Source organism: Micromonospora sp. NPDC006431 (assembly GCF_042870725.1).
Taxonomy (GTDB): Bacteria; Actinomycetota; Actinomycetes; order Mycobacteriales; family Micromonosporaceae; genus Micromonospora.
The window spans coordinates 126,933-146,288 of the sequence record NZ_JBIAHQ010000012.1; the positions used below are offsets into that span (position 1 = coordinate 126,933).

The following is a 19,356-nucleotide window of genomic DNA, read 5'->3' on the forward strand; positions in this document are numbered from 1 at the left end:
CCCGTGATGTTTCACCAGTGGAGGTGGATAACGTTCATCCACTGGCGCCCCTCAATGCTACAGCCCATGCTGCCCGCTCGTTCGCGGAGATGTGCGGCAACGGTGCCCGGGTCTTCGTGCGCTGCGCCGACACGACGGCCAGATCAGCTGCCAGGTCAGCGACCACGGTCCCGGCATGAGCGGTGAGGTGCCCGCCCTACCCGAGCCCACCCGACCCGGCCGCCGCGGCCTGTGGCTCGCCCAACAACTCACCGCGGGCCTTCTGGGCGAGGTGATGAGTGCCGACCGGCTCATTTTGTCGGTGCTGTGCCCGGCCGCTGGGCCGGGCACAGCCGGTCCACGACGTGTCAGTCTACGACGGGTGGCGCTGTCTTCGCCGCGGCCGCCAGGGCCGCCGCCGCGCTGGCGTACGGGTTGTAGGTGTACGTCCGAGACAGGCTGCCCGGGATTCTGAAGTACTCGACGGACAGCTTCGCGGGGTCGGTGGCGATCTGGCCCCGGGCGGGCAGGTCGTCGCGGTCGTCCCAGCCCCACGGCGCGTTGGCCGAGTTGATCGAGCAGTCGAGCGTGTCCACACCACAGTCGCCGGAGTCGTCACCGGCGAAGGTACCGAGGTTCGCGAACAAGCTGGTGTTGGCCCGCTGCGCCCACACGCCGTCACTGGCGAAGATGTCGATAAGCTTGTATTGCACGTCGCGGTCGTCGCCGCTGCTCGGCGTCTCCGCCACGGTCGACGGGTAGTACACGATGCCGTCGCCGACGATGTTGTACTGCGGGTACGCCTTCAGGCCGTGCCCCTTCGCCTCCTGCGCGGTCACCGGGTGCAGGAACGCGTCGTGCGGCGACGCCTGGAGTTGCAGGGTGCCGTCGACGCTTTCCCGGCCGCTCGTCCAGGTGCTCCCGGCCGGGGTGTACGAGAAGAAGTTCGTGTGCGCCACGGTGACCGCGGAGCGCAGCATCCCGTATGTGGATCCGTCCCGCTGGATCGCGAGCAGCACGCCCTCGCCGTCGTTTTCGTGTTCGGTGTCGAAGAAGTTGTCCGTCCAGTCCCGAGGGTGGAAGAACAGGTACGTGATGTACCAGTGCGTGCTCGTTTCCAGCACGGAGTAGTAGGCATGCGCGGCGAACGAGACGCCCGCCTGGCCGGCGCGGTCCCAGTTGTTGCGCCCGTTGAGATCGCCGTCGAAGTCGATCTTCGTGATGTAGTCGGACCTGCCACCGAGGGCGTGGCTACCCGTGACGTCGACGTCCTGGTAGTGGATCGGCGCCCAGCGCAGCGCCAGCTGCGCCCTGGTGACCGCCGCGCTCGCCGGCGCGGGCACCGCGAACCCCACCGTCACGAGCGCCGCAGCAGCCACGGCCGCCACCAATGATCTCCCAGCGATCCTGCTTTTGTTGGGCATGCGTGCTCCCACGTCCCGGGGTATAGATAGACCGATGACAATCTATCTTGTCCGCGGCCCCGGCGCGTGGCCCCCTGGCGAAGAAAAATCAACGGTGGTGCCGCTTTGAAATGACCAACCGCCGTGACCCCTCTGGGCGGCAACCACCCGGGTCGGGAACAGGTGTCGAGTGTTGACGTGGACCCGGTGACGTGATGTGCTCGGAGCGTAACGCTAACGGCAATCATGGTCGTTAAGGCCCTGAGGAGGACCATGTCTCTCACCGTGCCGCCTGCCCTGCTCGAAGCCGCCGAGACCGGCCCCGTGGACGACGACGCCTTCGTCGCCTGCGTCCGGGACTCCCTCCCGTACGCCTGGGACACCGTCAGTCGTGTGGTCGCCGACCTGGAATCGTCTGACACCGAATTCGCCGACAACGTCGTACCACCGCCCACCGAGGCGGAGCGCGGGCAGCTGCTGCGCGCGCTGGCCAGCGATGCCATCCGGGCGAGCCTGGAGCGGCACTTCGGGGTGAAGCTGGCATTCCAGAACTGCCACCGGGTGGCGGCGTTCCGGCTGGGCGCCGTGGACTCCGACACGTACCGCAGCTTCATCTCGACCCGGGGACAACTGCTCAACCAGTCACCAGAGCTGCGTGACTGCTGAACCGCCCGGCACCTCGCGGCCCGGTGAGCAGGTCCAATGGCACCTGTTCCTGCTTGCCGGGCACCGCACCGGCGGCACGCACGCGCAGGCCTTGGCGGACGCGCACCGCTACGGCCTGGCCGCGGAGGCCACCGGCTACGCCGGCGTCTGGATCGCCGAGCACCATTTCATCTCCTACGGCGTGTGCCCGTCGGCCATCACCTTCGCCGCGCACCTGCTCGGGGCGACTCACCGCATCACCGTCGGCACCGCCGCCTGCGTGCTGTCGGTCCGACACCCGGTAAACGTGGCGGAGGAGGCGGTGCTGCTCGACGAGTTGTCCGGCGGCCGGTTTCGGTTGGGGGTCGCCCGTGGCGGACCGTGGGTCGACCTCGAGGTTTTCGGCACGGGCCTGGATCGCTACACGCACGGCTTCGCCGACGCGGTGGAGATCGTGCTGCGGTGGTTGTCCGGCGCGGCGCAGATCGCCGGCAACGGGAGGTTCCCCTTCCGGCCGGTGCAGGTGGTGCCCCGGCCCCGCCGGCGGGTGCCGATGTGGATCGCGGCGACCTCGCCCGCCACCGTGGACCTCGCCGCCCGCCACGGCCTCCCGCTGTTGCTCGGCCTGCACGCCGACCTGGCGGAGAAGCGGTCGTTGCTCGACCGGTACACGCAGGTCGCCGCCGCGCACGGCCACGACAGCACGCAGGTGCCCCACGCCAGCGCCCATCTGGCGCACGTCGAGGACACCGACGCGGATGCAGCTCGGACGGTGCGAGAGCGGCTCCCGGAGTTGCTGGCCGGCACCAGGGAGTATGTCCGTCTCGACGGCGCCGCGGCCGGCCCGCCCGACATCGACGAGTACGTCCGGCGTCTGGTCGCCATGCACCCGGTCGGGTCGCCGCAGCGGTGCCGGGCGGCCGTGGACGCGGCCGCGACACTTCCCGGTGTGCGGCATCTGCTGTTTCTGGTCGAGGTGACCGGGGACCGCGCGACGACCCTGCGCACCATACGGCGGTTCAGCGGCGAGGTGTTGCGCCGGAGTTAGTGACGAGAAGTGGGTGGACTGCCCGATGGCGAATCGTTGCGGCGAGTCGCCCGGATACCGCTCGGCAGGCCCGACCCATCACGTACGCTCCCGCTCATGGAAACGGTTTCCAATAGAATGGGAGGGTGTCAGCGGTGAAGGTCGCGTTCGTGGGCAAGGGCGGCAGCGGCAAGACAACGCTCGCCGCGCTGTTCGCCCGGCATCTCGCCGGCCAGGGTCTGCCGGTGCTGGCCATCGACGCCGATATCAATCAGCACCTCGCTGCCGCCCTCGGCGGGGATGCGGACGCGCCGCCGCCGGTGAAGCCGCTGGGTGAGCACCTGCCGGCGATCAAGGACTACCTTCGCGGCGACAATCCCCGCATCACCAGTGCGGATCGAATGGTCAAGACGACTCCGCCTGGGCGCGGTTCGCGGCTGCTGCGAGTAACGGAGGACAACCCGATCTTCGCCGCCTGCGTACGGGAGGTCGGTGGGGTGCGGCTTGCGGTCACTGGCGAGTTCGCCGCCGAGGATCTCGGCGTGGCCTGCTACCACTCGAAAGTGGGAGCGGTCGAGCTGCTGCTCAACCACATGCTCGACGGTCCGGGCGAGTACGTCGTGGTGGACATGACCGCGGGCGCCGACTCGTTCGCCTCAGGGCTGTTCACCCGCTTCGACCGCACCGTGCTGGTGTGCGAGCCGACCGTGCGCAGCGTCGGGGTCTACCGGCAGTACGCCGGCTACGCCCGCGACTACGGCGTGGCCCTGTCGGTGGTCGGGAACAAGGTCGAGGACGCCGGCGACCTGGAGTTCCTCCGCGAGCACATCGGCGGCGACCTGTTGACCTGGTTCGGCAGGTCAGGCTACGTGCGGCGGGCGGAGCGGGGCATGGTCGGCCCGCTGATCGAGCTGGAGCCCGCCAACCAGGCAGCTCTCGCCCAGCTCGTTGAGGCGGTGGACGACACCGTGCAGGACTGGGCGGCCTTCACCCGGTGGTCGCACGAGTTCCACCGGCGCAACGCCGCCGCGTGGGCCAACGAGCGGGCCGGGGCGGATCTCACCGATCAGCTCGATCCGGAGTTCCGGATGGGACCGCAGGCGGTTAGCCAGCCCGCGGTGGTGGGTCGCTGATCCGGAGAGCCGCCGGTCAGGCGGCGCACTTACCGCAGGTACCGAAGATCTCCAGGGTGTGACCGACGTCGGTGAAGCCGTGCTGGCTGGCGACCTGGTCGGCCCACCGCTCCACGGCGGGGCCGGCGACCTCGACCGTGCGGCCACAGTCGCGGCAGACCAGGTGATGGTGGTGCTTGCTCTGGCTGCACCGCCGGTACAGATATTCCCCGCCCGGCAGCCGCGTCGAGTCGATCTCGCCGCTGTCGACCAGCATCTGCAGCGTCCGGTAGACGGTGGTCAGGCCGACCCGCGCCTTGCGGTCGATGAGCATCTGGTGCAGCTGCTGCGCGCTGTGGAAGCCCTCCACCTCGCGCAGCAGCGCCAGCACCTCGGCGCGCTGCCGGGTGTTGCGGGTCGCACTGGGCATTGCCTCGGTCACCGTCCGCCGTCTCCGCTCGTCACGGCGCCTGCCTCGACGCCCTATTCCCTGTCCTCCCGTGACGCTTGTGGTCACGTGACATCCGAACCCATTATGCATTGCGCATATGTTCATATCCACGCTGCCCAACGGCCCAGGCGGCGCCACGCAGGAGCGGCGCTTGGACGGCTGGACCTCGCTCGGCCCCGCAGCCACCCGGCCAGCGGCCTGAGCAGGTCCTGAGCCAGACAAGGCCGGGTCGTCCGCCCAGCGCTGATGGCTGCACCTGCAACACCGAAGGCCACGTTGATCACGGGCAGGTCACAACGGCTCGTTCGCTTAGTGACAACCGCTTTCAATGGGCGGATGATCCCCTTCAGCCGCGCCCGTCACCGGGCGCTCACTCTGGGAGGAATCCGCCCGTGAGACATCCAACCCCGTGGGGCAGGCGGAGTTTCGCCGCCCTGCTCGCGTCCACAGTTGCGACCGGCGCTGTCGCACTGACCGGCGCGAGCGCGGCGACCGCCGAACCAGCGGCCACGCCGGCCCCAGCGCCCGAGGCGCCCAAGGAGTCGCCCGCCGACACCCTCGGCAACCACGACGCCGAACTGCTCGCCGACGCGCAGGCGCAGCACAAGCCGGCCGTCACGGTCATCATCGCCACCGACAAGGGCAAGTCCGACGAGGTCACCGCCGAGATCCGCAAACTCGGCGGCACGGTCACCCACCGGGTCGACCAGGTCGGCTACGTGCTGGCGCAGGTCCCGACCGACAAGGTGGTCAAGACCGCCAAGCTGCCGGGAATCGCCGCGATCGACCTCAACGAGTCGATCAAACTGCCGGACCCGCGCCCGGAATCACTGCCCGGCAAGCAGGTCGCGGCGCAGGCCGCGCCGTCCGGGCCCGGCGCGTCGACCCCAGCAGACAACCCCTACATGCCGAACGGGGAAACCGGGGCGGCGGCGTTCAAGAAGGCCCACCCGACCTGGGACGGCCGGGGCGTGACGATCGGCATCATGGACACCGGCGTCGACCTGGACAACCCCGCGCTGCAGACCACCTCCACCGGCGAGCGGAAGATCGTCGACTGGGTCACCGCCACCGACCCGCTGCTGGAAGGCGACCTGACCTGGCGGGCCATGCGCACGCAGGTGACCGGGCCCACCTTCACCGCCGCCGGCCGGCAGTGGACCGCCCCGGCCGGCACGTGGCGGTTCAACGCCTTCAACGAGAACATCACCGCAGGCAGCGAGCCCGGCGGCGACGTCAACCGCGACGGCGACACCAGCGACAGCTTCGGCATCCTCTACGACCCGGCCAGCCACGACATCCGCGTGGACTCCGACCAGGACGGCGACTTCACCAACAACCCGGTGATGCGCCCCTACAAGGAGCGCTTCGACATCGGGCACTTCGGCGTCGACAACCCGGCCACCCCGGTGCGCGACCAGATGCCCTTCGTGGTCGAGTACCGGGAGCACGTCGACCTGACCCCCGCGGGCCTGCCCGGCCAGACGGCGGACTTCGTCAACATCGGCCTGGTCGAGGACGCACACGGCTCACACGTCGCCGGCATCACCGCCGCCAACGACATGCTCGGCAACGCCAACTTCGACGGCGCCGCACCCGGCGCCAAGCTGGTCTCCGCCCGGGCCTGCACCTGGGGCGGCGGCTGCACCGCTGCGGCCCTGACCACCGGCATGGTCGACCTGGTGGTCAACCGCAAGGTGGACGTGGTGAACATGTCCATCGGCGGCCTACCGGCGCTCAACGACGGCAACAACGCCCGCGCGCGGCTGTACGACCGGCTGATCAACGACTACGGCGTGCAGATGTTCATCTCCGCCGGCAACTCCGGGCCGGGAGTGAACACCGTCGGCGACCCGTCGGTGGCCGACAACGTCGTCAGCGTCGCCTCCAGCATCAGCCGCGACAGCTGGCTGGCCAACTACGGCTCGGTCACCCGCCGGCCGAACCAGCTGCACCCCTTCTCTTCCCGCGGCCCACGGGAGGACGGCGGGTTCAAGCCGACCATCACCGCCCCCGGCTCCGCGATCTCCACGGTGCCGGTGTGGCAGGCCGGTTCCCCGGTGGCGGAGGCCGGCTACTCCCTTCCGCCTGGCTACGCGATGCTGCAGGGCACGTCGATGGCATCCCCGCAGGCCGCTGGCGGGGCGGCGCTGCTGCTGTCCGCCGCCAAGGCCACCGGCACCGGCGTCACTCCGGCCGCGCTGCGCCGCGCGATCGTCAGCTCCGCCACCTGGATCAAGGGTGAGCCGGCCTACGGCCAGGGCAACGGCCTGCTCAACGTGCCGGGGGCCTGGAAGCTGCTGGCCAAGCCGAGCACCCCACGCAACTACACCGTCGACGCGCCGGTCTGCACGCCGATCTCGGACTACCTCGCCACGCCCGGCCGGGGCACCGGCATCTACAACCGTTGCGCCCCCGGGCAGGGCGGCCAGAAGGCCGGACAGTCGCGCACGTACCAGGTGAAGATCACCCGCACCAGCGGGCCGGCCGGCGCTATCCGGCACAACCTGGTGTGGCGGGGCAACGACGGCACCTTCCGCTCGGCGAAATCTGTCGACCTCCCGCTGAACAAGACCGTGACCGTCGCGGTGACGGCCACCCCGAAGGTCGGCGCGCACGGCGCCATCCTGCGCATCGACGACCCGAAGACCAAGGTGGTCGACTTCGAGGTGCTCAACACCGTCATCGCCGCGGCCACCCCGACAAAGCCCGCCTATGCCTTCTCGGCCTCGGGCAGCGTGGACCGCAACTCGACCACCAGCTTCTTTGTCTCCGTTCCAGAGGGGGCGTCGACGCTGCAGGTGAACCTGTCGGGCATCGCCACCGGCTCGCAGACCCGCTTCATCGCCATCAACCCCTACGGCGTTCCCGTGGAGAGCACCGCCAGCACCGCCTGCTACACCAACTACTCCGACGCCGCGGTGTGCAAGCCGCAGGAGCGGGACTACGCCAACCCGCTGCCCGGTGTGTGGGAGATCGAGGTGGAAGCCCGGCGCACCTCGCCGACGCTGAACAACCCGTTCCAGCTCACCGCCCGGGTGCAGGGGGTGACCGTGGAACCGGCGGTGGTGACCCTGCCGAAGGTGACCGCCGGTGACTCCACCCCGGTCACCTGGACGGTCACCAACACCTTCGGTCCGGTGGCGATCACCGGCCAGGGCGGCCCGCTGGGCAGCTCCGCATCCTCGCGGGAGACCATCGGCGACGGTCAGCGCAAGACCTACACCGTCGAGGTGCCGGCTGGTGCGACCCGGCTGGACGTGGCGATCGGCGACACCAGTGATCTCGGCGCGGACCTGGACCTGACCGTGCTGCTTGACGGGGTCCAGGTCGGCCAGTCCGCCGACGGCGACTCCGAGGAGGCGGTGTCCATTCCGAACCCGGAGCCCGGCACGTACACGGTGCAGGTCGACGGCTACGCCGTGCCGGCGGGCACCACCGAGTTCGACTACCGGGATGTGTTCTACTCCCCCGCCCTGGGCGCGGTCACCGCCCCGGGCACGGTGGTCGCACTGGCCAACGGCGCCAGCGCCACCGTCACCGGCGCGGTCGCGGTGAACGCCGCGCCCGCTGCCGGCCGGCAGCTGTTCGGTGAGCTGAACCTGGTCACTGACGAAGGCGCGGTCGTGGGCCGCGGCGCGGTGTCCATCGGCGCCGTGAACTGACCTCGCATTCGCGATGCCCGTCCCCGGCTCCCCCGGGGGCGGGCATCACCCGCTTCGGACTCTCCGTGACGGGTCGATCACAGTAGGATGCTGTGGTTGATCGGAGAGGTGATCCGCCTGAGCACGACTGACCCAGCAGCCCCCGTCACGCCGGCCGTCCCGGCCGGCGCAGACCTCCAGCCCGGCGCCCCCGACAGAGAAGGGGCGGTCGGCTCGACCGAGGTGCTGTGCTTCCTGCTCATCCTCATCGGCATCCTGCACCGACCGATCGGCGCGCTGGTGGCGGACCCGCGCCTGCAGACCTGGCTGACCGTCTTCGTGTCGGTGATGGTGCAGGCGGCGCCGTTCCTTGTGTTCGGGGTGGTCCTGTCAGCCGTCATCGCGGTGTTCGTACCCCGTTCGTTCTGGGCCCGGGCCCTGCCCCGCCACCCGGCGCTCGCCGTGCCGGTCGCTGGCATGGCGGGCGTGGTACTCCCCGGTTGCGAGTGCGGTTCGGTGCCCATCGCCGGGTCGCTGATCCGCCGCGGCGTCACTCCCGCCGCGGCGCTGGCGTTCCTGCTCGCCGCGCCGGCGATCAACCCGATCGTGCTCACCGCCACCGCGGTCGCGTTCCCCCGCAACCCGGAGATGGTCGCCGCGCGAGGCGGCGCCAGTCTGGTGGTTGCCCTGCTGATGGGATGGTTGTGGCTGCGGCTCGGCCGCACCGAGTGGATTCGTCTGCCGCATCGCGCACACCTCGACGGCCTGCCTCGGATGACGGCGTTCTGGACCGCCTGCCGGCATGACATCATCCACGCTGGCGGCTTCCTCGTCGTGGGCGCTATGGCCGCGGCGACCATCAACGTCGCCATGCCTCAGCAGCTCCTGCATGACCTGGCCGCCCGACCACTGCTGTCGGTGCTCGCGCTGGCAGCCCTGGCCGTGCTGCTCTCGATCTGCTCGGAGGCCGACGCGTTCGTCGCCGCGTCGCTGTCGCAGTTCTCCCTGACCGCCCGGCTGGCCTTCCTCGTGGTCGGCCCGATGGTCGACCTGAAACTCGTGTCCATGCAGGCCGGCATCTTCGGCCGGCGGTTCGCGGCCCGGTTCGCACCGGCGACTTTCGCCCTCGCCGTGCTCGTCGCGGCCGCGCTCGGGACGGTGATCTGGTGAGTCGCGGAACCCAAGCGGTGGTGCTCGCCTTCCTCGGCGGCGCGATCCTGCGCGCCAGCGTCACCGACCTGTACCTGCGCTACGTCAAACAGGGACTGCGACCGTTCCTCATCGCCGCCGGAGCGCTGCTGGTCATCACTGCGATCGTGGCACTCCTGCAGGAGCTGCGACATCTCAACCGGCCCGAGGCCGGGCCGGACGACGACGGGCACGGGCACGACCACTCGGGACCGGGCGTCGGTTGGTTGCTGCTGCTGCCGGCGCTCGCCCTGCTCTTCGTCGTCCCGCCGGCACTCGGCGCCGACACCGCCGCACGCGCTGGCTCCGCCCTGACCGACAACCGGGACGTCGCCTACCCGCCCCTGCCGCCCGGCGACCCGGCCGAGCTCACCCTCCTCGACTACGGCTACCGGGCCGTCTATGACCACGGCCGGACCCTGCAGGACCGGCGCATCCAGCTGACCGGCTTCCTCGCCCCCGGGCCGGACCGGCAGCCCATGCTCGCCCGCATCGTGCTGTCCTGCTGCGCCGCCGACGGCGTCCCCATCAAGATCGGCCTGCGTGGCCAGGTTCCGCAGGCGCCGGCGAACACCTGGGTACGGGCCACTGGCCGGTGGATCCCGCACACTGCCAAGGACCCCGTCAACGACGCCGATGTTCCCTATTTCCAGGTGGAGGACTGGCAGCACATGCCGGTACCCGCCGAACCGTACGAGTAGGACCGGTGATGGTTGCACGGGTGCTGATATGAGCACCTGACAGCTAGACGCGATTATTGGAAATGACTACCGTTCCGCTCATCCAATGAGCAAGGAGCGGTTGTGACCCTATCCATCCGTACGCTCGGCACCGTCCTGGCGATAGCGACGATCGGCACCGTCGCCGGCTGCGGTGCCGACACCGGCACCGCGACCGCAACGAATAACGGCACCATCGCCGTGGTCGCCACGACGCCCGAGGTCGCCGATTTCACGCGCAACGTCGGCGGCGACGCCGTCAGCGTCACTCAGATCATCAAGCCGAACGTCGACCCCCACGACTACGAGCCCACCCCCGCCGACATCCAGGCGATCGGGGCCGCCAAGCTCGTCATCAAGAACGGCGTCGGACTCGAGGAATGGCTCGACGACACCATCTCCTCGGCCGGTTTCAAGGGCACTGTCGTCGACACCTCCCAGGGAGTGGCGCTGCGCAAGGGCGACCCCGGGGACGAAGAGACGAAGGATGGCGACCCGCACATCTGGCACAACCCCCGCAACGCCAAGATCATGGCGGAGAACATCGAGAAGGCCCTCGTCACCGCCGACCCCGGCCACGCCGACGCCTACCGGGCGAACTTCCAGGCGTACGCGGCGAAGCTGGACAAGCTCGACGCGGACAACGAGCGCAAGTTCGCCGCCCTGCCGGCGGACGCCCGCAAGCTGGTCACCAACCACGACGCGTTCGGCTACTACATCGACCGCTACCAGCTGCAGTTCATCGGCGCGGTGATCCCCAGCCTGGACACCAGCGCCGAACTGTCCGCCACCCAGATCAACGACCTGGTGGCGAAGATCAAGGCCACCGGCACCAAGGCGATCTTCAGCGAGAGTTCCCTGCCGCCCAAGGCCGCCGAGGCGATCGCCCGGCAGGCAGGCGTCAAGGTGGTCGGCGGGGAGGACGCCCTCTACGGCGACAGCCTCGGCCCCGAAGGCACCCCCCAGGGCACCTACCTGGGCGCCGAGGAACACAACACCGACACCATCGTGGCAGCCCTCGGTGGCTGAGCCCACCGGCGTGCCGGTAGCCGATTCCGCCCTGCACCTCGCGCAGGCCGACGTCGGCTACCGGCGCCGCGCCGTCCTCACCGACGTGAACCTCACGGTGGAGCCCGGCCAGATCGTCGCCCTCGTCGGCGCCAACGGCGCCGGCAAGTCCACCCTCATCAAGGCCGTCGTCGGGCTCGCCGACGTCCTTGCCGGCACGATCACCGTCGCCGGACAGCCGGCGCGGCAGGCGCGCGGCGCTGCCGCCTACGTGCCGCAGGTCGACACCCTCGACGCCGACTTCCCCGTCACCGCCGCCGACGTCGTGCTCATGGGCCGCTACCGTCCCACCCGCTGGCTGCGGCAAATCCGTGCGACCGACCGCGCCGTCGCCGCGGACGCACTGGAGCAAGTCGGGCTAGCCGACCGCGCACGCACCCGCTTCGGGCTGCTGTCTGGAGGCCAACGCCAACGGGTCCTGCTCGCCCGCGCCATCGCCGCCCAGGCCCGACTGATGCTGATGGACGAGCCCTTCAACGGGCTCGACGTCACCAGCCAGGACGTCATCGCGGCGCAGCTGCGGGACCTTGCCGCCGCCGGCACCGCCGTTCTGCTCAGCACCCACGACCTGCGCCTGGCCCGCGACCTCGCCGACACCGCCTGCCTCATCCACGGCGGGCACGCCGTCACCGGCCCCACCGAACAGATCCTCGCGGAGCTGCCCGGCACCTACGGCTACGGCAGCCAGGCCGCCGACCTGCACGCCGCGCGGCCCGGACGGTAACGGCATGAGTGCACTCGTCGCCCCGTTCAGCGTGCCGTTCATGGGCCGCGCCCTCGCCGAGCTGCTCCTGCTCGCCGTGGTGTGCGGGCCGGTCAGCGTGCTGGTCTTCCTGCGCCGGCTGGCCTTCGTCGCCGACGCGCTGACCCACACCGTCTTCCCCGGCGTGGTCATCGGATTCCTCGTCGCCGGCTGGACCGGCATCGCTGGCGGCGCACTCGTCGCCGCCCTGCTGACCGCGGTCGCGCTCACCGTGCTGACCCGCTGGGGGCGGCTCAGTGACGACACCACGGTGGCTGTGCTGCTGACCGCCATGTTCTCTCTCGGCGTGGTGCTCGTGTCCCGTCAGCACTCCTACACCAGCGACCTGACCGCGTTCCTGTTCGGCCGGCTGCTCACCGTCACTCCCGCTCAGCTCGCGCAGACCGCCGTGCTGGCCGCGATCGTGCTCACCGGCCTCGCCGTCACCGCCCGGCCGCTGATCCTGCGGGCCTTCGACCCCATCGGCGCCGCCACCGCCGGGTACCGCCTCACCCTGCTGGATCTCGGGCTCAACACGGCCGTCGCGTTGGTCGTCGTCGCCGCCGTGCAGGCCGTCGGCACCATTCTGGTGATCGCCCTGCTCATCGTGCCCGCCGCCACCGCGCGCCTGCTGACCGACCGGCTCACCGCCATGGCCGTGATCGCCACCACCGTCACCGGCCTTGCCGCCTACCTGGGCCTGCTGGCCAGCTGGACCGCCTCCGTCCGATACGGCGTCCGGCTCACCTCCGCCGCCGCGGTGGTGCTCACCCTCGTGGCCTGCTACCTGCTCGCCCTGCTCGCCGGCCACCTCCGCCGCCGGCCGCACCCGCCCGCCGCGACGGTGACCCGATGAGCTGGCTACTGCAGGACACCTTCGGCCGCGCCCTGGTCGAAGCCGTCACCGTCGGGGTGCTCACCGGACTGGTCGGCGTGCACGTCGTGCTGCGCCGGCTGTCATTCTTCACCATGACCATGGCCCACGCCACGTTCCCCGGCGTGGTCGCCGCGTCCATCCTCGGCATCAACATCTACCTCGGCGGCGTGGTCGCCGGGCTGCTGACCGCCGGCGCCGTCGCCGCGCTGGCGCGTACCCGCGGCCAAGAGGCCACCGCCGCAACCGGAGTGATCCTCTCCGCCGGCTTCGCGCTCGGCATCGCGCTGGTCGCCACGCAGAACGGTTTCAGCCGGGACCTGTCCGCCTTCCTCGTGGGCTCGATCCTGACCGTCACCACCGAGAACCTTGTCGTGACCGTCGTCCTGCTGGCGCTCACGGCGGTCGCGCTCGCCGTCGGCGGCCGGCACCTGCTGTATGCCGGTTTTGATCCCGCCGGCGCCCGCGCCGCCGGATACCGCGTCCGGCTGCTCGACCTCGCTCTCCTGCTGCTGGTCGACCTCGTCGTCGTCGCGATCGTGCCCGCCGTCGGCACCATCCTCGCCCTGGCGCTCATCGTCGCTCCCGCCGCGGCTGCCCGCGCCTGGACCGACCGTCTCGCCCCCATGACCACTCTCGCCGCCACACTCGGTGCCGGCAGCGCCGCCGCGGGACTGTGGTTCTCCCGGCTATGGGATGTTGCTGCCGGTGGCAGCATCTCCCTGACCGCCGCCGCCGTCCTGCTCGTGTCGCTGGCGGCACACCGCCTGCGCGACGGGTTCCGCACGACCTTCCTCACCGCGCCGTGACCGGCGAGCCCCTCTCGATTGAGGAGATCAGCGAGCTGCTCCGCACCATCGCCCACCCGGCGCGCATCCGCATCCTGCAGCAGCTCACGCGAGCCGACGCGTGCGTCACCGAACTCTCGGGCGCACTGCAGCTACCCGCCTCGCACGTGTCGCACCAACTTCGGCACCTGCGCCACGCCCGCCTCGTACGCCGCTACCGCCAGCAGGGCCGGATGCAATACGCGCTCACCAGCGTCCCCGCCGTCTCTCTCGTCCTGGACGTGCTCAAACACTGCACGTGAGCGTGCCAGGCGTCGACGGGCCCGACGCCGGTCGAACTGTCGATGCAGCGTGGCTCCTCGCCTGGCCCGGAGAGGAGCCACGCCGCGTCGGGTTGTCCAACCGGACTCACCAGTCCCCCCTGCTGACGCATCCGCTCCAGTTGCCTCCGCTGTCGGGAAGGACGAGCGCCCGCGCCGACAGCGGCGCGGGCGCTCAGCGCGGTGGTTGGCGTTGTTACCAGGACGCCTTGCGGATCCCCGGCAGCTCGCCCCGCAGCGCCATCTCCCGGAACCGCACCCGCGACAATCCGAAGCGGGTCAGCATGCCTCGCGGCCGGCTGTCGATGACGTCCCGGTTGCGCAGCCGCACCGGGCTGGAGTCGCGGGGCAGCTGCGCCAGGTGGCGGACGGCGGCGTCCCGCACCGCCGGGTCGGTGTCCGGGTGGGCGATGGTCCGCTTCAGCTCGGCGCGGCGCTGGGCGTGGCGAGTGACCAGGTCGGCTCGGCGGGCCTGTCGGTTGGCGAGACTCTTGCGGGCCATGTCAGCGCGCCTCTCGGAACTCGACGTGCCGGCGGACGACCGGGTCGTACTTGCGCAGCACCATCCGGTCGGGGTCGTTGCGGCGGTTCTTGCGGGTGACGTACGTGTAGCCGGTGCCGGCGGTGCTGCGCAGCCGGACGATCGGGCGGACGTCGGTCTGCCGGGCCATCAGACCGTCACCCCCTGGGCGCGCAGCTCCGCGACGACCTTTTCGATGCCCTTACGGTCCACGGTCTTCAGCGCCTTGGCGGTCAGCGTCAGGCGGACCCAGCGTCGCTCCGAGGGCAGCCAGTAGCGGTGGTTCTGCAGGTTGGGGTTCCAGCGGCGGCGGGTGCGCCGGTGGGAGTGGGACACGGCGTTGCCGAAGCTCGGCTTTGCGCCGGTGACATCACAGCGACGGGACACAAGTGCTCCTCAAGGTTGGCTGTAACGATAATGGTTTTCATTCTTATCGTGGCTGATCGGCGGTCTCCACTCGGGGTCCCCAACGACCTCGACCGGCACTGACGAGCCGAGCCAGCACCTCCAGGGCAATGGCCCGAGAGCGGGACGGCCAGCAGAGTCGTGGGCCCAAGAGGAGGCGTGCCGGCTCGGCAGCGAAGCGGGCGTCACGCCTATGCCGACCAGACGCCGGGACGTAACACCCGCACCGGGACCCTTGCGCCACCGACGCCGCCAGGCCGCCGTGGCGTTTCATGCGAGAAGACCTCGCCTGCCACTCGCCGTCGACCACATGCCTATAATGACAATCGTTTTCAACTAAGTCGAGAGGAATGTGATGTCGACGTCCCCGCTCGCACCGGCCGACGCCGGAGTTCCGGCGTCCGACGCCCGACCGTCGTTGACCGTGCTCAGTGGCTTCTGGCCGTCCGCCACCTACGCCGTAGCCCGCAGCCTGCTCGCGGCGGACCCGTCGTTGCTGCTGATCCGGCACGACCTCGCCGGCCTCGGCACCGGCACCGTCCACCGGATCGTGCGCGACGGCGAGGGAATGCTCGAGGACGAGCGCATCACACTCGCGCACGGCTGTGTCTCCTGCACCCTGCGCGAGGACGTGCTGCCCACCCTCGCCCGGCTGGCGCGCGCCCACCCGCACCGCGACCTGGTGCTGATGCTGCCGGAGGTGGTCGAGCCGGAAGCCGTCGCCGCCGTCTGCGCGCACTGCCTGGTCGACGGCACGCCGATCACTGACCTGTTGCACGTCGACTCGTACGTCACCGTCGTCGACGCCGAGCACCTGCTCGACGGGCTGGCCAGCACCGACGACCTCAAGACCCTCGGCATCCACGCCGCCGACAACGACGACCGCGGGCTCGCCGACGTCATCGTCCGCCAGATCGAGTACGCCGACACCCTCGTGCTGTGGGGACAGTCCCGGGAGGGCGCCTACGAAACCAGCCGGTTGTCGGTGCTGCTGGAGCGCATGGTGCCATGGGCAACACAGGTGCAGGTCGACGGTGACGTCATCGACGCCGGCGCGCTGACCCGTCAGCTGCGCGGCACCCGCCGGCACCGCCCCGAGATCCCCGGCGTTCTGACCCGCGGGTTGGAGGGCTACAGGCTCGGCCTGCACGATCCGCACTCCGACTGCGGAGTGGTGTCGGTGGTTTTCCGCGCCCGCCGCCCCTTCCACGCTCGACGACTGCACGACGTCCTCGAGGAGATCAACGCCGACGTGATCCGTTCCCGGGGGCACCTGTGGCTGGCCAGCCAACCGGACACGGTCATCGCCTGGGACTTCGCCGGCGGCGGCCTCAGCCTCGGCTCCCTCGGCCGCTGGCTGGCCGCCCTCCCCGACCCGCATTGGGACGAGGTGTCCGAGCATCGCCGGCTCGCCGCTGCCCTCGACTGGGACCCCTACTACGGCGACCGGCATCAGCACCTCGTCTTCATCGGCCTCGACCTCGACCCCGCCGGCCTGCACCGCACCCTCACCAGCTGCCTACTCACCGACGCCGAACTCGCCGACGGCGAGGACACCTGGCGCGGCTATGACGACCCGTTCACCGGCTGCTTTCCGCTCGCCGATCTCGACCCGACCGACACCGACACCGACACCGACACCGACACCGACACCGAAGGAGACACCGCATGAAGCCCGACATCCACCCCAGCTACAAGCCCGTCGTCTACCGCGACCGCGCCGCCGACTTCGCCTTCCTCACCCGCTCCACCGCCACCAGCGACCAGACGATCGACTGGACCGACGGCAACACCTACCCCGTCATCGACGTGCAGATCTCCTCCGCCAGCCACCCCTTCTGGACCGGCAAGCAACGCCTGCTCGACACCGAGGGCCGGGTGGAGAAGTTCCGCGCCAAGTACGCCCGCCGCGGACGGCAGCAACCACGATGAGCACGGCGCGCGTCGGCTGGGCGGCGCACGCGCACCGCCTCGTCGGCGCCGCCGCAGACGACCGGGCCTGGTACCAGGCCGTCGCCCGCGAGCTGGTCTCCCCCGGCGACCGGCTCGCGGGCGACGGCGGTTGCGGCGGCGCCGGCATGACCCTCGCCCTGGCCCGGCACATGCGCTGCGGCCATATCCTCGCCGTCGACGCCGAACCCGCGATCCTCCACGCCGCACGCGAGCGGATGCGGAACGAGTGGGCCGATCCGCGCATCCGCATCGACGTCCTGCGGACCGGCATCTCCGGCACCGCCGATGTTGTTCGGGATGCCATCGAAGGGCAGGAGCCCAGAGCCGCCCCATGCCGCACTGGTGGGGTGAGGCACTGCGACGGGCCGGCCTGGACCCGGCCACGACCGCGGGCAAGGATGGCGTCGGCGGTGGTGCCGGGTCCGCCGCCGACATCAAGCACCCGCTGTGGCGGCCGGCCGAGCAGCGCGTCGGCCGCGTCCAGCCCAGCCGTGCCGAGTTCCTTCCGGCCCGGCTGGTAGTGGCGCATCATGGCTTCCCAGTCGCGCCGCCACCGGGTGAGGTCCTGTGGGGCGAGGACGGTCCGCATCGTCAGACCGGCACCGTGGTCGGTTCGGCATGGTCGTGGTCGTGCAGGTCGCCGAGATCCCATTCGGGGAACGGGTCGGGCAGTGCCCGCCACGCGTCCGCCCCGGCAGTGATTTCGGCGTCGGTAAGCAGGCAGCTCTCCAGCGCGGCGCGCAGGCCGTCGGCGTCCAGGCCGACGCCGATGAGGACGAGTTCCTGCTGCCGGTCGCCGAAGGCCGGATGCCAGCGGGTTTCCAGCTCGGCCCGCTCGGCGGGATCCTCCGGCCATTCCCCGGATACCGCGACCGGCACACCGACCGGATCGCAGCGGCCCGACGGCCCGGCCTGCGACCACAGGGCCTGGACATCCGGCCGGGCGGCCAGCCAGAGGAAGCCCTTGGAGCGCACGACGCCGAAGCGGTCAAGCCCGTCGGTGAGCAGATCCCACAGCCGCTGGGGGTGGAACGGTCGGTGGTCGCGGAACACGATGCTGGAGATGCCGTACTCCTCGGTCTCCGGCACATGCTCGCCGTTGAGTTCGGCCAGCCAACCGGGCGCGGTCTCCGCGCGTTCGAGGTCGAACCGGCCCGTGTTCAGGATCTCCACCGGCGACACCCGCCCGTGCGCCGCCCGGACCTGCCGGGCCGCAGGGTTGAGGCGGGTCAGCAGCGCCTCCACCACGGCCAGGTCCTCGGGCGCGACCAGGTCGGTCTTGTTGATCACCAGCACGTCGGCGAACTCGATCTGGTCGACCAGCAGGTCGGCGATGCTCCGGTCGTCACCCTCGTACGCCGACAGCCCGCGCTGTTCGAGGGTCTCCCCCGCCTCGATGCGTGCCAGCAGTCCGGCCACATCGACCACCGTTACGGTCGTGTCCAGCCGAGCCAGGTCGTCGAGCACCTGCCCGCCCTCCACCCCGAAGGCGAAGGTGGCCGCCACCGGCATCGGCTCGGAGATTCCGCTGGACTCGATCAGCAGGTAGTCGAAGCGACCCTGCCGCGCGAGCCGGGCGACCTCGTCGAGCAGGTCGTCGCGCAGGGTGCAGCAGATGCAGCCGTTGGTCAGCTCCACCAGCCGCTCCTCGGTGCGCGACAGCGCGGCGCCGTCGCGGACCAGCGCGGCGTCGATGTTGACCTCGCTCATGTCGTTGACGATCACCGCGACGCGCAGCCCGTCCCGGTTGGCGAGGACGTGGTTGAGCAAGCTGGTCTTGCCGGCCCCGAGGAAGCCGGACAGGACGGTCACCGGCAGGCGGCCGGTCACGGCTGGTCCACCATCTGGCGCCCCTTGTAGAGGCCGCAGTGCGCACAGGCCCGGTGGGGTACCACCAGCTCCTTGCGCGGGCAGGGACACGGGGTGAGCTGCGGCACCTGGGCCTTCCACTGCGCCCGGCGGTGTCGGGTGTTCGATCTCGACGTCTTCCGCTTCGGTACGGCCACAGCAGGTCTCCTTCACTTGTCGAGCGGGTCTGGCAGACCTGCAAACGGTAACGGTTTTCGTTTAAGCCTTCCATGGCGGGTCGGAGCTCCCGGGAAGCGCCTGCACGGCGCCCGTGGCGCTCATCAACGCTTCCTGTGCGGCCAGGGCCGCCGCGACGAGGCTGCCACGCAACCGCAGCGGCAGGCTCGGCGGATAGGCCATGGTCCGGCCGCCGCCGGGCCAGGAACGCGTTGACCTCCCGGTAACCGACCGGCGATTTGCATCCGGCCTGCATCTTGACAACGGTTTTCATTTGCTGGAATGCTACAGCCGACGGGAGGAGAGCTCATTGCTCGCTCCGCGCGATGGGCCGACTGCGGCGCCAGCTCCGGACCACGCTCGACCTGGCGCTGCTCGTGGTCACCCACGACCTGTCCGTGCCGCGGCGGCTCGGCGGCCGACCTGCTGGTCCTCGATGGCAGACGGACGGCCGAACACGGCCGGGTCGACACGGTGCTGGGCGCACCCACCA

Annotated in this window: 21 protein-coding genes; 14 read left to right on the forward strand and 7 right to left on the reverse strand. The window is 70.6% G+C overall.

Annotation, left to right across the window (positions count from 1 at the left end; translation table 11 throughout):
• Positions 1 to 347: 347 nt before the first annotated feature.
• The gene (locus tag ACFYM6_RS21525; RefSeq protein WP_387277985.1) at positions 348 to 1,358 is read right to left on the reverse strand and encodes a hypothetical protein; all 1,011 of its coding nucleotides are present in this window, start codon (positions 1,356 to 1,358) and stop codon (positions 348 to 350) included.
• 297 nt (positions 1,359 to 1,655) lie between these two features.
• Here ACFYM6_RS21525 and ACFYM6_RS21530 point away from each other — a divergent pair, with 297 nt between their 5' ends.
• The 3 genes from ACFYM6_RS21530 to ACFYM6_RS21540 all read left to right on the forward strand — a co-directional run bounded on the left by ACFYM6_RS21530 (position 1,656) and on the right by ACFYM6_RS21540 (position 4,187).
• The gene (locus ACFYM6_RS21530) at positions 1,656 to 2,048 is read left to right on the forward strand and encodes an SCO5389 family protein (RefSeq protein WP_387277987.1); all 393 of its coding nucleotides are present in this window, start codon (positions 1,656 to 1,658) and stop codon (positions 2,046 to 2,048) included.
• Entirely contained in the window at positions 2,038 to 3,075 is a 1,038-nt protein-coding gene (locus tag ACFYM6_RS21535; RefSeq protein ID WP_387277989.1) for an LLM class flavin-dependent oxidoreductase, read from the forward strand. Before ACFYM6_RS21530 ends, ACFYM6_RS21535 begins: the two co-directional genes overlap by 11 nt.
• A gap of 125 nt (positions 3,076 to 3,200) precedes the next feature.
• Entirely contained in the window at positions 3,201 to 4,187 is a 987-nt protein-coding gene (locus ACFYM6_RS21540; RefSeq protein ID WP_387277991.1) for an ATP-binding protein, read from the forward strand.
• 16 nt (positions 4,188 to 4,203) lie between these two features.
• Here the strand turns inward: ACFYM6_RS21540 and ACFYM6_RS21545 are convergent, their stop codons facing one another.
• Positions 4,204 to 4,596, reverse strand: a complete 393-nt coding sequence (locus tag ACFYM6_RS21545) for a Fur family transcriptional regulator (RefSeq protein ID WP_387277994.1) — start codon at positions 4,594 to 4,596, stop codon at positions 4,204 to 4,206.
• A gap of 413 nt (positions 4,597 to 5,009) precedes the next feature.
• Here ACFYM6_RS21545 and ACFYM6_RS21550 point away from each other — a divergent pair, with 413 nt between their 5' ends.
• From ACFYM6_RS21550 to ACFYM6_RS21585, 8 genes are all read left to right on the forward strand, one after another.
• A complete protein-coding gene (locus tag ACFYM6_RS21550) occupies positions 5,010 to 8,282 on the forward strand; it encodes a S8 family serine peptidase (protein ID WP_387277996.1) in 3,273 nt (1,090 codons plus the stop codon).
• A gap of 222 nt (positions 8,283 to 8,504) precedes the next feature.
• Positions 8,505 to 9,431 carry a permease gene (locus tag ACFYM6_RS21555; protein ID WP_387278132.1) on the forward strand — a complete coding sequence of 309 codons (927 nt, stop codon included), beginning with the start codon at positions 8,505 to 8,507 and terminating at the stop codon, positions 9,429 to 9,431.
• On the forward strand, positions 9,428 to 10,150 hold the full coding sequence (locus ACFYM6_RS21560) for a TIGR03943 family putative permease subunit (protein WP_387277998.1): 723 nt from the start codon (positions 9,428 to 9,430) through the stop codon (positions 10,148 to 10,150). Before ACFYM6_RS21555 ends, ACFYM6_RS21560 begins: the two co-directional genes overlap by 4 nt.
• A 102-nt stretch (positions 10,151 to 10,252) precedes the next feature.
• Entirely contained in the window at positions 10,253 to 11,197 is a 945-nt protein-coding gene (locus ACFYM6_RS21565) for a metal ABC transporter substrate-binding protein (RefSeq protein WP_387278000.1), read from the forward strand.
• Positions 11,190 to 11,960, forward strand: coding sequence for a metal ABC transporter ATP-binding protein (locus tag ACFYM6_RS21570; protein WP_387278002.1), 771 nt, complete (start codon positions 11,190 to 11,192; stop codon positions 11,958 to 11,960). The genes ACFYM6_RS21565 and ACFYM6_RS21570 overlap by 8 nt, the downstream gene beginning before the upstream one ends.
• Positions 11,961 to 11,964: 4 nt before the next feature.
• Complete coding sequence (locus tag ACFYM6_RS21575; protein WP_387278004.1) at positions 11,965 to 12,834, forward strand: metal ABC transporter permease; 870 nt, start codon at positions 11,965 to 11,967, stop codon at positions 12,832 to 12,834.
• Positions 12,831 to 13,661, forward strand: a complete 831-nt coding sequence (locus ACFYM6_RS21580; RefSeq protein ID WP_387278006.1) for a metal ABC transporter permease — start codon at positions 12,831 to 12,833, stop codon at positions 13,659 to 13,661. The genes ACFYM6_RS21575 and ACFYM6_RS21580 overlap by 4 nt, the downstream gene beginning before the upstream one ends.
• Positions 13,658 to 13,942 (forward strand): ArsR/SmtB family transcription factor, encoded by a 285-nt coding sequence (locus ACFYM6_RS21585; protein ID WP_387278008.1) that lies wholly within the window; start codon positions 13,658 to 13,660, stop codon positions 13,940 to 13,942. The genes ACFYM6_RS21580 and ACFYM6_RS21585 overlap by 4 nt, the downstream gene beginning before the upstream one ends.
• Before the next feature lie 214 nt (positions 13,943 to 14,156).
• On the opposite strand, the gene rpsN is transcribed toward ACFYM6_RS21585, so the two are convergent.
• Genes rpsN through rpmB form a run of 3 tightly spaced genes read right to left on the reverse strand, consistent with a single transcriptional unit; the run spans position 14,157 to position 14,867 of the window.
• Positions 14,157 to 14,462 (reverse strand): 30S ribosomal protein S14, encoded by a 306-nt coding sequence (rpsN, locus tag ACFYM6_RS21590; protein ID WP_387278010.1) that lies wholly within the window; start codon positions 14,460 to 14,462, stop codon positions 14,157 to 14,159.
• A gap of 1 nt (position 14,463) precedes the next feature.
• On the reverse strand, positions 14,464 to 14,631 hold the full coding sequence (gene rpmG, locus ACFYM6_RS21595; RefSeq protein WP_089006390.1) for a 50S ribosomal protein L33: 168 nt from the start codon (positions 14,629 to 14,631) through the stop codon (positions 14,464 to 14,466).
• A complete protein-coding gene (gene rpmB / locus ACFYM6_RS21600; RefSeq protein ID WP_089006389.1) occupies positions 14,631 to 14,867 on the reverse strand; it encodes a 50S ribosomal protein L28 in 237 nt (78 codons plus the stop codon). Before rpmB ends, rpmG begins: the two co-directional genes overlap by 1 nt.
• Positions 14,868 to 15,240: 373 nt before the next feature.
• On the opposite strand from rpmB, the gene ACFYM6_RS21605 reads away from it, so the two are divergent.
• The 3 genes from ACFYM6_RS21605 to ACFYM6_RS21615 are packed head-to-tail and all read left to right on the forward strand — an operon-like array spanning position 15,241 to position 17,359.
• Positions 15,241 to 16,557: a CobW family GTP-binding protein gene (locus tag ACFYM6_RS21605; protein ID WP_387278013.1), complete on the forward strand. Its 1,317-nt coding sequence runs from the start codon at positions 15,241 to 15,243 to the stop codon at positions 16,555 to 16,557.
• Positions 16,554 to 16,817, forward strand: coding sequence for a type B 50S ribosomal protein L31 (locus ACFYM6_RS21610; protein ID WP_387278015.1), 264 nt, complete (start codon positions 16,554 to 16,556; stop codon positions 16,815 to 16,817). Before ACFYM6_RS21605 ends, ACFYM6_RS21610 begins: the two co-directional genes overlap by 4 nt.
• Positions 16,814 to 17,359 (forward strand): hypothetical protein, encoded by a 546-nt coding sequence (locus tag ACFYM6_RS21615; protein WP_387278017.1) that lies wholly within the window; start codon positions 16,814 to 16,816, stop codon positions 17,357 to 17,359. Before ACFYM6_RS21610 ends, ACFYM6_RS21615 begins: the two co-directional genes overlap by 4 nt.
• Before the next feature lie 70 nt (positions 17,360 to 17,429).
• On the opposite strand, the gene ACFYM6_RS21620 is transcribed toward ACFYM6_RS21615, so the two are convergent.
• The gene (locus ACFYM6_RS21620; RefSeq protein ID WP_387278019.1) at positions 17,430 to 18,668 is read right to left on the reverse strand and encodes a GTP-binding protein; all 1,239 of its coding nucleotides are present in this window, start codon (positions 18,666 to 18,668) and stop codon (positions 17,430 to 17,432) included.
• On the reverse strand, positions 18,665 to 18,844 hold the full coding sequence (gene rpmF, locus ACFYM6_RS21625) for a 50S ribosomal protein L32 (RefSeq protein ID WP_387278021.1): 180 nt from the start codon (positions 18,842 to 18,844) through the stop codon (positions 18,665 to 18,667). Before rpmF ends, ACFYM6_RS21620 begins: the two co-directional genes overlap by 4 nt.
• Positions 18,845 to 19,356: the final 512 nt, after the last annotated feature.

What these genes read in the sequence shown, in the direction of transcription:
- ACFYM6_RS21530 (WP_387277987.1), top strand. Translation starts at nt 1,656, where the DNA reads ATGTCTCTCACCGTGCCGCCTGCCCTGCTCGAAGCCGCCGAGACCGGC.
- ACFYM6_RS21545 (WP_387277994.1), bottom strand. Translation starts at nt 4,596, where the DNA reads ATGCCCAGTGCGACCCGCAACACCCGGCAGCGCGCCGAGGTGCTGGCG.
- ACFYM6_RS21575 (WP_387278004.1), top strand. Translation starts at nt 11,965, where the DNA reads ATGAGTGCACTCGTCGCCCCGTTCAGCGTGCCGTTCATGGGCCGCGCC.
- ACFYM6_RS21580 (WP_387278006.1), top strand. Translation starts at nt 12,831, where the DNA reads ATGAGCTGGCTACTGCAGGACACCTTCGGCCGCGCCCTGGTCGAAGCC.
- rpsN (WP_387278010.1), bottom strand. Translation starts at nt 14,462, where the DNA reads ATGGCCCGCAAGAGTCTCGCCAACCGACAGGCCCGCCGAGCCGACCTG.
- rpmG (WP_089006390.1), bottom strand. Translation starts at nt 14,631, where the DNA reads ATGGCCCGGCAGACCGACGTCCGCCCGATCGTCCGGCTGCGCAGCACC.
- ACFYM6_RS21605 (WP_387278013.1), top strand. Translation starts at nt 15,241, where the DNA reads ATGTCGACGTCCCCGCTCGCACCGGCCGACGCCGGAGTTCCGGCGTCC.
- ACFYM6_RS21610 (WP_387278015.1), top strand. Translation starts at nt 16,554, where the DNA reads ATGAAGCCCGACATCCACCCCAGCTACAAGCCCGTCGTCTACCGCGAC.
- ACFYM6_RS21615 (WP_387278017.1), top strand. Translation starts at nt 16,814, where the DNA reads ATGAGCACGGCGCGCGTCGGCTGGGCGGCGCACGCGCACCGCCTCGTC.